This window comes from Lysobacter enzymogenes (assembly GCF_017168095.1).
Taxonomy (GTDB): Bacteria; Pseudomonadota; Gammaproteobacteria; order Xanthomonadales; family Xanthomonadaceae; genus Lysobacter; species Lysobacter enzymogenes_D.
Map to the genome: position 1 here is coordinate 1 of NZ_LXSD01000441.1, position 14523 is coordinate 14523.

The 14523-nt window shown below is 71.1% G+C and carries 12 protein-coding genes and 2 pseudogenes; 4 read left to right on the plus strand and 10 right to left on the minus strand.

Going from position 1 to position 14523, the window contains the following annotated elements; translation table 11 throughout:
* Window positions 1–333: 333 nt before the first annotated feature.
* The 4 genes from A7A76_RS18880 to A7A76_RS18895 all read right to left on the minus strand — a co-directional run bounded on the left by A7A76_RS18880 (window position 334) and on the right by A7A76_RS18895 (window position 5208).
* Entirely contained in the window at window positions 334–1128 is a 795-nt protein-coding gene (locus A7A76_RS18880) for a gamma-glutamyl-gamma-aminobutyrate hydrolase family protein (RefSeq protein WP_206412656.1), read from the minus strand.
* An 8-nt stretch (window positions 1129–1136) separates the two neighbouring features.
* The gene (locus A7A76_RS18885) at window positions 1137–2294 is read right to left on the minus strand and encodes a carboxylate-amine ligase (protein ID WP_206412657.1); all 1158 of its coding nucleotides are present in this window, start codon (window positions 2292–2294) and stop codon (window positions 1137–1139) included.
* A gap of 365 nt (window positions 2295–2659) precedes the next feature.
* A complete protein-coding gene (locus A7A76_RS18890) occupies window positions 2660–3466 on the minus strand; it encodes a hypothetical protein (RefSeq protein ID WP_206412658.1) in 807 nt (268 codons plus the stop codon).
* 659 nt (window positions 3467–4125) lie between these two features.
* Window positions 4126–5208 carry an oxidoreductase gene (locus A7A76_RS18895; protein WP_206412659.1) on the minus strand — a complete coding sequence of 361 codons (1083 nt, stop codon included), beginning with the start codon at window positions 5206–5208 and terminating at the stop codon, window positions 4126–4128.
* A 142-nt stretch (window positions 5209–5350) separates the two neighbouring features.
* On the opposite strand from A7A76_RS18895, the gene A7A76_RS18900 reads away from it, so the two are divergent.
* Complete coding sequence (locus tag A7A76_RS18900) at window positions 5351–6631, plus strand: MFS transporter (RefSeq protein ID WP_206412660.1); 1281 nt, start codon at window positions 5351–5353, stop codon at window positions 6629–6631.
* Between the two features lie 21 nt (window positions 6632–6652).
* Here A7A76_RS18900 and A7A76_RS18905 read toward each other — a convergent pair whose 3' ends face one another.
* From A7A76_RS18905 to A7A76_RS18920, 4 genes are all read right to left on the minus strand, one after another.
* The gene (locus A7A76_RS18905; protein WP_206412661.1) at window positions 6653–7468 is read right to left on the minus strand and encodes a 2OG-Fe(II) oxygenase; all 816 of its coding nucleotides are present in this window, start codon (window positions 7466–7468) and stop codon (window positions 6653–6655) included.
* Between the two features lie 358 nt (window positions 7469–7826).
* Window positions 7827–8336, minus strand: coding sequence for a YgjP-like metallopeptidase domain-containing protein (locus A7A76_RS18910; protein ID WP_206412662.1), 510 nt, complete (start codon window positions 8334–8336; stop codon window positions 7827–7829).
* A 290-nt stretch (window positions 8337–8626) separates the two neighbouring features.
* Window positions 8627–10441 carry an extracellular catalytic domain type 1 short-chain-length polyhydroxyalkanoate depolymerase gene (locus tag A7A76_RS18915; protein ID WP_206412663.1) on the minus strand — a complete coding sequence of 605 codons (1815 nt, stop codon included), beginning with the start codon at window positions 10439–10441 and terminating at the stop codon, window positions 8627–8629.
* 324 nt (window positions 10442–10765) lie between these two features.
* Window positions 10766–12256: a phospholipase D family protein gene (locus A7A76_RS18920; protein ID WP_206412664.1), complete on the minus strand. Its 1491-nt coding sequence runs from the start codon at window positions 12254–12256 to the stop codon at window positions 10766–10768.
* Window positions 12257–12314: 58 nt separating this feature from the next.
* Here A7A76_RS18920 and A7A76_RS26860 point away from each other — a divergent pair.
* The 3 genes and pseudogenes from A7A76_RS26860 to A7A76_RS26865 all read left to right on the plus strand — a co-directional run.
* Window positions 12315–12401, plus strand: a pseudogene (locus tag A7A76_RS26860) (DUF6053 domain-containing protein); the annotation flags it as partial.
* 49 nt (window positions 12402–12450) lie between these two features.
* Entirely contained in the window at window positions 12451–13668 is a 1218-nt protein-coding gene (locus A7A76_RS18925) for a glycosyltransferase (RefSeq protein ID WP_206412665.1), read from the plus strand.
* Window positions 13669–13692: 24 nt separating this feature from the next.
* Complete coding sequence (locus tag A7A76_RS26865) at window positions 13693–13755, plus strand: DUF6053 domain-containing protein (RefSeq protein WP_428995193.1); 63 nt, start codon at window positions 13693–13695, stop codon at window positions 13753–13755.
* Here A7A76_RS26865 and A7A76_RS26870 read toward each other — a convergent pair.
* Window positions 13737–13787: pseudogene (locus A7A76_RS26870) on the minus strand (DUF6053 domain-containing protein); the annotation flags it as partial. The gene A7A76_RS26865 and the pseudogene A7A76_RS26870 overlap by 19 nt on opposite strands.
* 9 nt (window positions 13788–13796) lie before the next feature.
* Window positions 13797–14523: MFS transporter (locus tag A7A76_RS18930; RefSeq protein ID WP_343225367.1), on the minus strand; the 727-nt coding region annotated here is incomplete at its 5' end.

The window sequence follows — 14523 nt, forward strand, 5'->3', positions numbered from 1 at the left end:
GGCGGGTTGCGGCGCGGACGTCGCGGGCGCCGGCGCGGCCTCGCGCTTGCAGGCGCTCAGGGTCGCGGCGGCCAGCAGCGCGGCGGACACGGCTGCGGCGGAACAGGGGATGCGTTGCGCGGAATTCATGCGGGCGGGTCCTTGTGCGGTGCGGTCCGGTCGAACGATACGGCGGGTGGCGCGGCCTCGGCAATCGCGTCGGCTCCCAGCGCACATCGATTCGCAGCGGGGATCGGTTTTCCGCGGTCATCGGCTCACAGCGGGCGGCGGCCCGCCCTACGAGTCGATTCGTAGCGGCCGATGGCCACTGCGGCGCAGGTCCGCCGGTCGCGGTCACGACGAGGCGGCGCGATCGCGCGCCGCCTCGATGAAGGCCATCAGCAACGGCCGGCCCGGCAGCAGCTCGGGAAAGCGATGGTCGTGGAATTCCGGGTGCCACTGCACCCCGACCACGAAGCCGGCGCCGCGGCCGCGCACGCATTCGACGATGCCGTCTTCCGACCACGCCTCCGCTTCCAGGCCGGCGCCGATGCGCTTGATGCCCTGGTGATGGATCGAGTTGACCTGCGGCCGCGCCACCTGCGGATACAGCGCCGCCAGCCAGCCGTCCTCGCGCAGGCGCAGGGCGTGCTTGTGTTCGTCGTACTGGGCCGGGATGTAGTGCTCGGCGCGGGTGACGCCGGCGCCGACCAAGTCTTGATGCAGGCTGCCGCCGTGGGCGACGTTGATCAGCTGCATGCCGCGGCAGACGCCGAACACCGGTTTGCCCTCAGCGACGAAAGCGCGCAGCAGGCTCAGTTCGAAGCGGTCGCGGTCCGGGTCGGTGGTCATCAGCAGTTCGCTCGGGCGCTCGCCGTAGGCGACCGGGTCGATGTCGGCGCCGCCCTGCAGGATCAGGCCGTCGAGCCCGCCGGCGTAGTCGCGCACCGACAGGTCGGTGGCCTGCACCGCGCCTTCGGCGTCGACGGTGGGGATCATCACCACCAGCGCGCCGCTGCTCATGACCCAGTGCGCCATCGATTGCTCGAGGTATTGCAGGGTCTTGTTGCGGAAGCCGTATTCCGGCGGCAGGTTGCGCATCAGGCGCGGGGACAGGCCGATCAGCAGTTTGCGGGCGGGCGTGGGCATGGCGGGCATCAGTGGGCGGCGGTGGCGGGGACCGGCGTTTGCGCGGGCAGGCTGGTGCGCAGCAGCCAGTCGACCACCGCCTTGAGCGCGGCGTTGCGGCTGGCGCCGGCCTGACGCTGTTCGCGGTAGATCGTCAGCTGCGTATGCGCGCTGGTGCCGCGCGCGACGAGCACGTCCAGGTGCGCGAGCGCGTCGGCGCAGCCGAGCGCCTCGGCGTCGTCGGCGATCAGCGCGCGCAGGCGCTGCAATTGCGCCAGCGCCGGTTCGAGCCGGCCCTGCGCGTCGAGGAACTCGGCCTGCAGGCCCGAGCGCTTGGCCCGCCAGCGGTTCTCGTCGATGAGCCGGCGGGTGGCCGCGTCGCACGGCGGCGCCGGCGCCGGGTGGCGGACGATGTGGCGCATCAGGCAGCGGAACAGCGCGGCGATGGCGATGCTGTCGTCCAGATGGGTGCAGGCGTCGGCGATGCGCAGCTCGACCGTGGGGAAGTTCGGCGAGGGCCGGATCGCCCACCATAGCGAGCTGGCGTCGGCGATCGCGCCGGCGCGCACCAGCACCTGGGCGAAGGCGTCGTACTCGGCTTCGCCGGCGAAGAAATCGGGAATGCCGGTGCGCGGCCATTCGTCGTACATCGCCTGGCGGTAGCTCATCAGCCCGCTGTTCAAGCGATCCCAGAACGGCGAGGAAGTCGACAGCGCCAGCAGCAAAGGCAGCCACGGCATCGCCCGGTTCATCGCCTGGACCCGGTCGACGCCGTCGGGCAACTGCACGTGCACGTGCAGGCCGCAGACCTGGCTGCGGCGGGCGACGATCTGGAAATCCTCGACCAGCTGCCGGTAGCGCGGCTTGTCGGTCTGCGCCTGCTCGCGCCATTGGCCGAGCGGATGGGTGCCAGCGGCCAGCAGCGCCAGGCCGTGCTCGTGGGCGAGCGCGCCCAGCCCGCGGCGCAGCTCGCCGAGCTGGCGGCGGGCCTGGCCGAGGTCGCATTGCACCGGCGAGGCGATCTCGATCTGCGCCTGCAGCAGCTCGCTTTCGATGCTGTCGCCGAACTCGGCGCGGGCTCGCTTGAGCAGGCGCGCGGGCACTTGCGCGGCGAGCAGGCGGCTGTGCGGACGCACCAGGAAGAACTCTTCCTCGATGCCGAAGCTGTAATCGCACTGCGCGCTCATCGCAGGCGATCTCGGGACTGCGGATGGGTCGGGTTCTTCATGGGGGAAACTTAACGCGATGAACGCTAAGAATCCGTTGAAGCGGCGCGAGGGCGTCAATCGCATCCGTGAGCGCGGCGCGATGGGGGCGCTTTTTGCAGGAGCGGCGCGAGCCGCGACCGCGCCAACGCAACTACGACGGACGTTTCGCCGCAGGTGTTTTGTCGCGGTCGCGGCTCGCGCCGCTCCTACAGGAAGCTGTTGGGCGTATTTCCGCGGCTGGCGGATTGCGGTGCTGCTTTGATTCCATTTTTCCCTTCTTCCATTCAATCCGCTAAACCCACAACGCCCCGCGCCGTCTCCGACGCGAGGCATTGCGCTCGGAATCAGTCCACCGTCACCGCGGTGAACGGTGTGCGGCCGCGCACGTTGATCGTCGACGGGGTCGCGGCGGCTTCCACCTGCACGCCGATCAGGCCCAGGCCGCCGACGTTGACGCTGCCGCCGAGGGTCAGCTGGACCGGCTTGTGGGTCACGCTGACGTCGCGGCTGCCGACGCCGCTGGTGGCGACGCTGTTGAGGGTCAGCGCGCCGCCGACCGGCACTTCCACGGTGATGCCGAGCACGACCAGGCGGATGCTGCCGCCGACCGGCACGCGGAAGTTCTGCGGCAGCGGCGTCGGCACGGTGATGACGTCGCCGCCGGCGATGCGCACGTTGGCGACGTCGGCGCTGGCCTGGCACTGCAGCACGGTGCTGCCGGTGAGCGAGTCGCACGACAGCGCGCCGCTGGCGCCTTCCAGCGCGACCAGGTTCTGCACCAGGCTCAGGCCGGCGGCGCTGGAACGGCCGTCCAGTGCGGTAGCGCCGCTGAGGTTGGTGTAGTCGGCGCGCTGGCGGGCGACGTCGAGCTTGACCACGCTGACCAGGCCGAGCAGGCCGATGTCGAGGCCGAGCGCGCTGTTCTCCTTGCTGCCCGGAGCGGTGACCTGGGCTTGGCCGGTGCACGGCAGCGGCAGGGTGGTGTTGAGGCCCAGCACGGTGACGGTGACGCCGCCGCTGAGCGCGCAGGCCTTGGCCCCGGCCGACACCACTTCCGCGCTCTGCGCGCTGGCTTGGGTGGCGACGAAGGACAGGCCCAGGGCGCAGGCGAGGGCGCTCAGGCGGACGGAGCGGAGGATGCGCTGATTCATGATGAGTACCTGCTCGGTGGAGGTGTAGGGATGGAGTTGCGTCGCATCGGCGCCGCGCGCATGCGCCGCTGTCGGCGCAGGCGCGCCGCAGCGTTGGCGATGGACGAGGCCGCCGACGACTCCCCTGTGGCGCGGCGCGGCCGTGGCCTCGCCGCAACTGCTGCATGGCGCGGATCCGGCCGGGGCCGGGCCTGGCGCAACTGAACAACGGCCCGCGCGGGGCCGGGGTGTAAGCGCGCATCCGTTGCGTCGCGGCGCCATGCCAGGGAATGCCGGCGCCGCTCGGTTGGAGCGCGCACAGAGTAGGAAAGCCGGTGCCGGCGAATCCTTGATGTTTCGCGCATTAGCCGGCGGGCTTAGTTCCGCTTTGCCGATCTGCGATGGACTCGGCGCTGCGCGTGTGCGCGGCGCGCGGTTGCCGCCTGCGCCGCGCTTGCAATTGCGTACGCGCAGCGCTTGCGCATGTGCGCGCGGTCCGCGCGCAGGCGTGACGCGCGGCGGCGCGGTTCATGCTCGCGCACGGCGGCGGCGCGCGACGGCGTCCGCATCGGCATCGCGCGCTGCGCGTGCGCGCTCGAATTCGCACGCTATCCGCGCTGCGGTACCCGAACGCATGCGCGCGGATCGTTCATCCGCGCATGAGCGAAGGTGAGCCTGCTTCAGCTTCGCCCGCGTTCGCGCGCGAACGCGGCGCGTTCGTCCTCGCTCAGCGCCGGCGCCAGCGCGCGCCCTTGCGCGGCCGACGCATGGGCCGCTTCCAGCACCGCCATCAGCGCCACCGCCTGCAGCGGCGTGACCGGATTGGCGCCGCGTCCGGCGATCGCGTCGCGCACGGCGGCGTAGTAACGGCGCTGATCGCCGGCCGGCGTCGGCGAGCGCGTTTCGCCGTCGGCGCCGAACCACTGCAGGTCGTCGGGGTCGTCGCCCCAGCCGGGCGCGCCCGGCGCCAGCCCGGCCAGCAACTGCGCTTCCTGCCGGTCCGCGCGCGCCTTGACCACGCTGCCGTCGCGGCCGTGGACCAGGAAGCGGGCGACGCCGCCGGCGGCGAGCATGCCGGCGTGCAGGATCGCGCGCAGGCGCGGGTACTCCAGCACCACGTGCGCCCAGTCGGCGACCACCGCGCCGTCGCGCTGCACCGCCAGGCTGGCGAACACGCGCTCGGGCAGGCCGAACAGCTGCAGGGCCTGGTCGGCCAGGTGCGGGCCCAGATCCCACCACACCCCGGTGCCGGGGCCGGCCTGCTCGCGCCAGCGTTCGCGCACCTGCGGGCGGAAGCGGTCGATATGCGATTCGAAGTGCGCGATCTCGCCGAGCCGTCCGGATTCGATGGCCTGCTTCACCCCGAGGTAGTCGCTGTCCCAGCGCCGGTTCTGGAACACCGACAGCAATCGGCCGTGGCGCTGCGCCAGCGCGGCCAGTTCGCGCGCTTCGGCCAGGTCCAGGGTGAACGGCTTGTCCACGACCACGTGCTTGCCGGCGGCCAACGCGGCGCGCGCGAGCGGGGCGTGGCTGTGGTTCGGCGTGGCGATGACGATCAGATCGGCGCGCGGATCGATCGCGGCCTGCAGCGGATCGGCGACGACCGCGGCGGCGGGGACATCGGCGCCGACCTTGGCCGCGTCGCTGGAGCCGATCAGCGCCAGCTCCAGCCCCGGCGTGGCCGCGATCAGCGGCGCATGGAAGGTCTTGCCGGCGAAGCCGTAGCCGATCAGGGCGACGCGGAAAGGGGCGGTTTCGCTCATGGCGGCGAGGGTCGGTTCGGGGGGACGGCCCACCTTGCCGGATCGCGCCGCGCGCGGCCAGCGGCTGCGACTGTCCGGTCTTTGCCGAACCGGCCCGGGATCGGGTATCAATGCACCACCTCCCCCCAATCCGGACATGCCGATGAGCGCAGCCGCCCAGGCCTCGGTCAATTCTCCCTCGCGGGTCCTGTTCGCGAGCCTGATCGGCACCACCATCGAGTTCTTCGACTTCTACATCTACGCCACCGCCGCGGTGCTGGTGTTCCCGCAGCTGTTCTTTCCGTCGGCCGATCCCAACACCGCGCAGCTGCAATCGCTGGCCGCGTTCGCGCTGGCGTTCTTCGCCCGCCCGGTCGGCGCGGCGCTGTTCGGCCACTTCGGCGACCGGGTCGGGCGCAAGGCCACGCTGGTGGCGGCGCTGATGACCATGGGCCTGTCGACGGTGATCATCGGCCTGCTGCCGACCTATCAAAGCGTCGGCATCGTGGCGCCGATCGCGCTGGCGCTGTGCCGCTTCGGCCAGGGCCTGGGCCTGGGCGGCGAGTGGGGCGGGGCGGTGCTGCTGGCGACCGAGAACGCGCCGCCGGGCAAGCGCGCCTGGTACGGCATGTTCCCGCAGCTCGGCGCGCCGATCGGCTTCTTCCTGTCGACCGGCATCTTCCTGGTGCTGACCGACCTGATGGGCGACGAGGCCTTCTTCGCCTGGGGCTGGCGGGTGCCGTTCTGGGCCAGCGCGGTGCTGGTGTTCGTCGGCCTGTGGGTGCGCCTGAGCATCAGCGAGACGCCGGCGTTCCGCAAAGCCATGGACCATCACGAGCGGGTCAAGGTGCCGATGCTGAGCGTGCTGCTCAAGCACCCCGGCGCGCTGGTCGCCGGTACCTTCTGCGCGCTGGCGACGTTCGTGCTGTTCTACCTGATGACGGTGTTCGCGCTGGGTTGGGGCACCGCCCACCTGGGCTACACCCGCCATCAGTTCCTGCTGCTGCAGTTGGGCAGCGTGTTGTTCTTCGCCGCGATGATTCCGCTGTCGGCGGTGTTCGCCGACCGCAAGGGCCGGCGCATCGCGATGATCGTCTCGACCCTGGCGGTGATGCTGTTCGGCGCGTTCTTCCAGCAGTTGTTCGTGGCCGCGAACCCGTGGGGCGTGTTCGCGTTCCTGAGCCTGGGCTTGGGCGTGATGGGGCTGACCTACGGGCCGCTGGGCACGATCCTGGCCGAGATGTTCCCGACCGCGGTGCGCTACACCGGCGCCTCGCTGGCGTTCAACTTCGCCGGCATCCTCGGCGCCTCGCTGGCGCCGTCGATCGCGATGTTCCTGGCCCAGAGCTACGGCCTGGACTATGTCGGCTATTACCTCGCCGCCGCCGGCGCGCTGACCTTGATCGCGCTGCTGATGATGCGCGAGGACGAAGCGGCGGGATGAGCGCGGCGGCCGCGACCCGCGTCAGCGGTCGCGGCGGTAGACGTGGCGGGTCGCGCGCAGGCCCTTGGGGAACAGCTTGCGCACCCAGCCGCGCACGGACGCGTCCGCGCGCAGCGCCAGGTCGCGCACGCGCTGCTCGGGGCGGCCGCGGAACGAGGTCGGGTGGAAATACTCGGCGTCGCCGACCGGATGATCGGAAAAGTAGTAGTTCGACACGCAGCAGCGCGGACGCTCGCTGCGGTTGGCCGAGACCGAATGCCAGGAGGTGCGGTCGGTCACCATCAGCGCGAGCCGGTTGAAGCGGCTGACCACGGTGATCGGCTCGCCCTGCGGGCCGTGCGGCCACAGCTCCAGGTTGGCGCCGTCGGCCTCGCTCCAGTCCGGCGAGACGTAGTACAGCAGGTTCAGCACGCGATAGCGCTCGCGGTCCTTGTCGTGCGAATTGTCCAGGTGCGGATTGAGGAAGTGGCCCTGGCCCATGACCGAAATGCCGCCGGCGTACAGGTGTTCGTCCGGATACAGCGAGCGCAGCCCGGTGATCGCGCGCACCTGCTCGAGCACGCTGGGCTGCTGGAACGCGAACACGATTTCCTCCAGCAGCCGATCGTGCCGGTCCATCTGCGCCGACACGTATTTGAGCTCGCGCAGGTTCTTGCGCAGCATCATGCTCGCCGGCGGCGGGAACGCCGCGTGGATGCGCCGGGCCAGCTCCGGCGGCAGCAGGTCGTCGACGAAGCAATGGCGGATCGACGCGTGCCCGCGCCACTGCGCCTGCATGTCGGCGACTTGGGCGGCGAGGCGTTGTTGGATCAGGCGGCCGATCTCGATGCGGTCCATGGCGTGAGCTGAGGTGCGACGGAAGCCGCAGATTCTAACCGTTGGCGGACGGCCGGCGTCGGCGCTGAAGCGGCCGGCTGTGGGTGTTGTGTATCGAGACTGTAGTTTGTGCAGCTCCAGGGCGGTGCACGCTGCGCCGCGGCGATGCCCCGGAGTTTGTGCCGGCGCCGGCGGCGTGCCCGCAATGCCCGGCAAAACCGCGTTGCGCGTTGTCGCGGCGCAGCCGTCATCGCGATGGCCGCGGGCGCGATCCGGCCGACGCCGGCCAGGCGGGCGCCGAGCGCGGCCATGACCTCGGTTTAGCTGCGGTTAGGGCGCCGCACGCCCAGTCCGGCGCGGCGCCGCCGCTGCGCGGGTTTCAGCGCGCGCCCGCGGATTCGATTTCCTGCGCGGTCAGGTACAGGCGCAGGTCGAATTCGAGCTGGTGGTAGTCCGGGCTCATGTGCGCGCACAACTGGTAAAAACCCTTGTCGTGCTCGCGGTGCTTGAGGTGGGCCAGTTCGTGCACCGCGATCATTTCCAGGAACGGCGCCGGCGCATCGCGGAACAAGGTGGCGATGCGGATCTCGCGCGCGGCCTTGAGCTTGCCGCCGTGCACGCGCGAGATCGCGGTGTGGGTGCCCAGGGCGTGGCTGACCACGTGCAGCTTGTTGTCGTAGATCACCTTGTTGAGCGGCTCGGCCTTGCGCATGTAGCGGTCCTTGAGCCCCACCACGTAGGCGAACAAGGCCTTGTCGTCGCGCACGGCGTGGCTGCCGTGGTCGTAGCGCTTGCGCAGGATCTCGCCGAGCTTGCCGGCGTCGACCAGCGACTGCACTTGGGTCAGTACGTGCGGCGGGTAGCTGCGGAGGTAGCGGAGCGGGTCCATGGGGGGACCTTACCTTAGGTGCCGGGAGTTAGGAGCTAGGAGTTAGGAGCTAGGAGCTAGGAGTTAGGAGTTAGAAGTTAGGAGTTAGGAGTTAGAAGTTAGGAGTTAGGAGTTAGGAGTTGGGAGTTGGGAGTTGGGAGTTGGGAGTTGGGAGTTGGGAGTTGGGAGTCAGGGGTTGGCGGTTGGGAGCGAGGAGGAAGAAAAGGCGCGCGGTGGCGCTTGCTTTCGTTCACGCCTTGTTCGCTTGCGCTCGCTCCTCGCTCGAGGCCTTGCCGCAGTTGGCGATGCGGTCACGGACGGTACTCGATTCGTAGCTTCGCGTTCGCTCCGCGCTGGATCCACAGGTAGTTCGTCGCTGCCGGCGGCTGCTCGAAGCGCAGGCGCAACTGGGTGCGGCCGGTGCGGTCGATCGCCGCCAGGCCGGCGGCATCGAACGCGCTGGAGGTCTGGCGGCCGCCGCTGAAGCGGGCCAGTTCGGCGACCGCGCTGGCGTCGGCCGCGGCGGCGTAGTCGCCGGCCTCGATCGCGCAGCCGCCGAAGCAGCCGCGGCGCGCGTCGATCAGCAGGCGGTTGCCGGCCGGCTGGCTCCACGGGTCGCCGTAGGCGCTGCCGAAGCCGACGCTGAGGGTGGCGGCGAGGATCTGCGCGCCGTCGGGCAGGGCCGAGGTGTCGAACGACAGCACGCTGCGGTTGTGCTTGCCGTCGGCGCCGCGGCCGCTGGCCAGGCCGTAAGTCGTCTCCAGCGTGCCGACCGCGGCGGCGCTGCCGTCGGCGTTGGCCTTGACGTAGCCGTCGTTGCCGTCTTCGTTGTCGAACTCCATCGTCAGCGGCGCGCTACCGCCGTCGACGACCTGCACCGCGACCGCCGCCGACGAGGCGCTGTTGCCGGCCAGATCGAACGCCCGCGCCTGCAGCGTGTGCGCGCCGTCGCCGGCGTTGGCGCTGTTCCACTGCAGCGAGTAGGGAGCGCTGGCGTCGCTGCCGAGCACGCCGCCGTCGAGCAGGAACTCGACCCGCTCCACGCCGACGTCGTCGCTGGCCTGCGCGGCAAGCGTCACCGTGCCGCTGACCAGGGCGCCGTCGACGGGCGCGGTCAGCGCGACCTGCGGCGGGTTGGGGTCGAGATCGTCCAGGCCCCAGAAGCGCGCGATGTAATAACTGGAACAGATGTTGACGTCGAGGATGTAAGCGCCGGCGGTGCCGCACTGGCTTTCGCCGCTGCCCGGATCGACCGGCACGCCGTGGCCCATGCCGGCGATGGTGTAGGTCTCGACCAGTGCGCGGCCGGCGCCGTCGCGATAGACCTTGTGCGGCACGCCGGCGACGGTGTCCTGCACGTCGGGCGTCTGGTCGATGCCGTGGACGTTGGTCCATTGCTGCATCAGTTCGGTCTGGTTGATCGGGCGCACCAGGTAATCGGCGTCGCCCTGCCACAGCGACACGATCGGCCACGGGCCGGTGTGGGCGCTGGCGGCGCGGACCTTGTCGCCCCATTGCTGCGGGGTCAGGTCGGTGCCCGGCGACATGCACGAGAACGCGGCGCTGGACGAAGTCGCGCAGCGATACGGAATCCCGGCGACGATGGCGCCGCCGGCGAACACGTCCGGATAGGTCGCCAGCAACGCCGCCGCCATCGCGCCGCCGGCGGACAGGCCGGTGACGTAGACCCGGCTGGCGGAGACGGCGTGGTCGGCGCGCATGCGCTCGATCATCTGCTTGATCGCCAGCGCCTCGCCCTGGCCGCGGCTGGTGTCGGCGGTCTCGAACCAGTTGAAGCAGGTGCTGGAATTGTTGGCGCTTTGCTGTTGCGGTAGCAGCACCGCGAAGCGCCAGCGCTGGGCCAGCATCTCCCAACCGGTCTCGTTGTCGTAGCTGGCCGCGCTCTGCGAGCAGCCGTGCAGCGCGACCACCAGCGGCGCGTCGGCGGGCAGGTTCGGCGGCACGTAGGCGAACATGCGCAGGTTGCCGGGATTGCTGCCGAAGCCGGTCACTTCGCTGGAGGCGAAGGCGGGTGCGGCGCAGCAGGCGCCGGCGAGCAGGACGGACAGCGACAGCCAGCGGGCCGCGCGGGGCGCGGACCGGTGCAGCGAGCGGACGGCGGACATGCGGCGCTTCCCCAGGCCGGAACCGGCTCCGGCGTGGCGGCAGTGAAGCGCCGCGGCGCGCGCGGCGCCATCGTCCGATGGGGCAAGCTGCGGCGCAGCAATGGCGCAGGCCTCCTGTAGGAGTGACGCGAGTCGCGACCGCGACAACGCAACTGCGACGCAAGCCTCGACGTAGTTGCGTTGTCGCGGTCGCGACTCGCGTCGCTCCTACAGGAGGCTTCGGGTTGGGGCGCGGCAGCGGCCGGATCGGGGGGCTGGACGCGCAGCTCCGCCGAAATTTGCGTAGCGATTGCGTTGCTGCGGAGGGAAGCGGGCGAGGCCGGGTCAGAAGCTGGACAGGCCGCTGGCTTCGGCGATGCGGTACCAGATCTTGCGCAGGGTCGAGTCGTCGGCGTAGCGGGCGTAGTCGGTGCTGATCGCGCGGCCGCCGCTGTTGCTCCAGCTTTGCTCGAAGTAGGCGCGCGCTTGCTGCGCCACCGGCGCGTCGTCGAGCGCGACCACGCGCGCGCTGGATTCCAGGTTGTAGTCGTCGAGGTTGCGGCGGGTGTAGTTGGCGGAGCCGGCGATCAGTTCGATCCTGCCGTCGCGGCCGCTGCGCAGCAGCAGCTTGGCGTGGCATTGCTCGCCGTGGGTGTCGCACCAGCGCAGCGGCACGCCGGCGGCGACCAGTTCGGCGGCGACCTGGCGGTTGGGCACGCCGTTCTTCTTGCGGCCGAACGCGTCCTCGTTCGGGTCCAGCAGCACCCGCACGCCGACCCCGCGCTTGTGCGCGGCGGTCACCGCGTCGACCAGGCGGCGATGGGAGAAATAGAACACCGCGATATCCAGCCGGTCGCCGCCGCGGGCGCCGTCGACCGCGGCGAGCAGGGCGTCGCGGATCCGGCCTTCGGTCAGCACCTGCACGCGCGGCGCGCTGGTGGTGTCGACGATGCTCTCGCGCGGAACCGAAGCCGGCAGCGCGGACGGCCACGCGGCGCCGGACAGCGCCGCGACCGCGCGCTCGCTGGCCAGCAGGTCGAGCGCGGCGGCGCCGCTGAAGCGCAGGGCGACGTTGCCGTGCAGGCTGCTGGCGTCGTGCGGATTGGCCGAGGCGACCAGCGCGGTCCAGTCCGGACCGTCGTCGACGACCAGGGTCTTGCGGTGGTTGGCGTTGAGGTTCAGCAGCGCCAGCCAGCTGCGCAGGCTCACCTTGCCGGGGCCGAGCGGATTGGGCAGCCAGCCGCCGTCGTCGGCGTTGCCGGCCCAGCGGCAGCACAGTTGCCACAGGCCCGACCAGGCCGGGTTCGGCGTGCGCAGGCGGGCGAGGTCGGTGGTCACCACGTCCACGCCGGCCGCGCGCAGCGCGTCGAGCTGCGGCGAAGCGCGGCCGCCGTAGACGGTGTTGATCGGGTCGGTGATCAGCACCACGGTCAGCCCGGGGACCGCGCGCTTGCGCGCGATCAGCGCGTCGGTGAGTTCCTGGCTGAGCTTGCGGTACTGCGCCGGGCCCGCGTTGTCGCTGCCGAAATCGTTGAACAGGAACTGGTCGGCGACGATCGCGCGGCGGGCCTGGCCGATCAGGCGCAGCGCTTCGTCGAACACGTGCTGGTCGCTGTGGCGCGCGCCTTGCGGGTCGGTCCAGGTGATGTCGGTGAGCAAGGCGACGTCGCGCGCGCTGCGCAGCGGGCCGGCGACGCCGACGCCGGCGGGCAGCGGCTTGTAGACGTGGTAGACGCCGCTGGCGATCCAGGCCAGCAGACACAGCGCGAGCAGCCAGCGCAGCTTGCGGCGCAACGTGGGGGCGGGAGCGGCGGAGAGGTCGGACGAGGCGGGCATCGGTCGTGCGGGCGGGGCGGTGAGCCATGGTCGGGACAGCGGGCGGGTTGTGCAACCGGTGGGAGGGCCTTCAGGCCCGAAGCCTTTCTGTCAGCCAACAGCGATCCGAAAGAAAGGCTTCGGGCCTGAAGGCCCTCCCACCGCAGCCCGCCCCAGGACACAAATCGGTCATCCACGCTCTCTAGGCTGGCCGGATGAACATCCTGATGCTCTCGGACGTGTACTTCCCGCGGGTCAACGGGGTGTCGACCTCGATCCGCACCTTCGCCCAGTCGCTGGCGCGCATGGGCCACGCGGTCACCCTGGTCGCGCCGGACTACGGCCCCGGCAGCGGCCAGGAGCTGCACGACAGCGACGAGTTCGAGATCCTGCGCCTGCCGGCGCGGGTGATCTTCTTCGATCCCGAAGACCGCCTGATCCGCGCCCCCGAAGCGCGCCGGCTGCTGCCGCAACTGGCGCAGCGGCACTGGGACGTGATCCACATCCACACCCCGTTCCGCGCCCACCGTCTGGGCGTGGACCTGGCCGAGCTGACCGGCCGGCCGACGGTGGAGACCTACCACACCTACTTCGAGGAATACATCGGCCACTACCTGCCGTGGGCGCCGGTGGGGCTGCTGCGGCTGGTGGCGCGGCGGCTCTCGCGCATGCTCTGCCACGGCGTCGACCATCTGATCGTGCCGACCGCGCAGATGGTCGAGGTGCTGGACCGCTACGGCATCACCACGCCCTCGACCGTGCTGCCGACCGGCATCGACCTGAGCGAGTTCGCCCACGGCGACGGCGCACGCTTCCGCGCCGAGCACGGCATCGACGCGGCGCGGCCGACCCTGGTGACGGTCAGCCGGCTGGCGGTGGAGAAGAACATCGCCTTCCTGCTGCAGGTGGCGCGCCGGCTGGTCGCCGATTTCCCCGATCTGATGTTCATCATCGCCGGCGAAGGCCCCGACGCCGAACGGCTCAAGCGTTTGGCGAAGGACTACGGCCTCGACGCCAATGTGCGCTTCTTCGGCAACCTCGACCGGCGCACGACCCTGCTCGACGCCTATCGCGCCGGCGACGCCTTCGTGTTCGCCTCGCCGACCGAGACCCAGGGCCTGGTGCTGATCGAGGCCATGGCGCTGGGCGTGCCGATCGTCTCCACCGCGGTGATGGGCACCGCGACGGTGCTGCGCGATGCGCGCAGCGCGGTGATCAGCGAAGAGAACGTCGAAGCCTTCGCCGCAAACGTGGCCAAGGTGCTGCGCTCGCCGGACCTGCGCGCGCAGTTGTCCGCGGCCGGGCCGCAGGACGCGCGCGGCTGGAGCACGCAGGGCCTGATGGAGCAGGTGGTGGCGCTGTACCAGCGCCTGGCGCAGGCGCCGCCGCGCAAGCTCGCCGCGGCCGCGACGCAGGCGCAGGCGGCGCGTTGAGCCGCGGCCTTGCTGCCGCCGGCCTTGGCTGTTTTTGTAGGAGGGCCTTCAGGCCCGATGCTCTTGTTTCAGGTCGCCGCGATCTGAGCGAAAGGCATCGGGCCTGAAGGCCCTCCTACAACTGATCTTCAGGCCGCCGGCGCGACCCGCACCCGCGCCGCCAGCGCCAGCCCGACCAGCGCCAGCGCGAAGGCGATCGCGAACCCGCAGGCATAGGCCAGCGCATGCGAGCGGGTCAGCAGCGCCGCGAACAGCGAGCCGCCCGCGGCCAGTGCGGCGGCGGTGTAGATCGCATCGCCCAGGTGCAGCGCCGAGGAATTGCGCCCTTGTTCCTGCGGCGGCGAGAGTTCCAGCATCAGCACCGACAGGGTCGGGTAGATCAGGCCCATGCCCAGCCCCGACACGATCCAGCCGCCGATGCCGAACCCGATCGGCGCCTCGAGCAGCGCCAGCGCCGCCACCGCCGCGATGCCCAGCGCGATCATCGCCATGCCGGCCTGCAGGTAGCGCCACGGCCGCTGCGCGTGGGCGCTGCGCCCGCGCAGCCACGAGCCGGTCGACCAGCCGATCGCGCCGAGGGTCAGCACCGCGCCGGCCCAGGTCGGCGACAGGCCGCGTTCGGACGACAGCAGCAGCGGGATGTAGGCCTCGGTTAGGAAATACGAGCCGGCGGCGATGCCGCGCAGCGAGACCACGGTGGGCAAACCGCGCGCGGCGCGCAGTGCGCCGGCCGGCAGCAATCGCGACGCGGCCAGCAGCAGCGCCGCGGCCGCCGGCAGCAGCCACGCCAGCGCGCTCCAGCCGCGCTGCTGGCCGCCGTAGTGCAGGGCCAGCAGGCTGGCGGTGGCCAGCAGC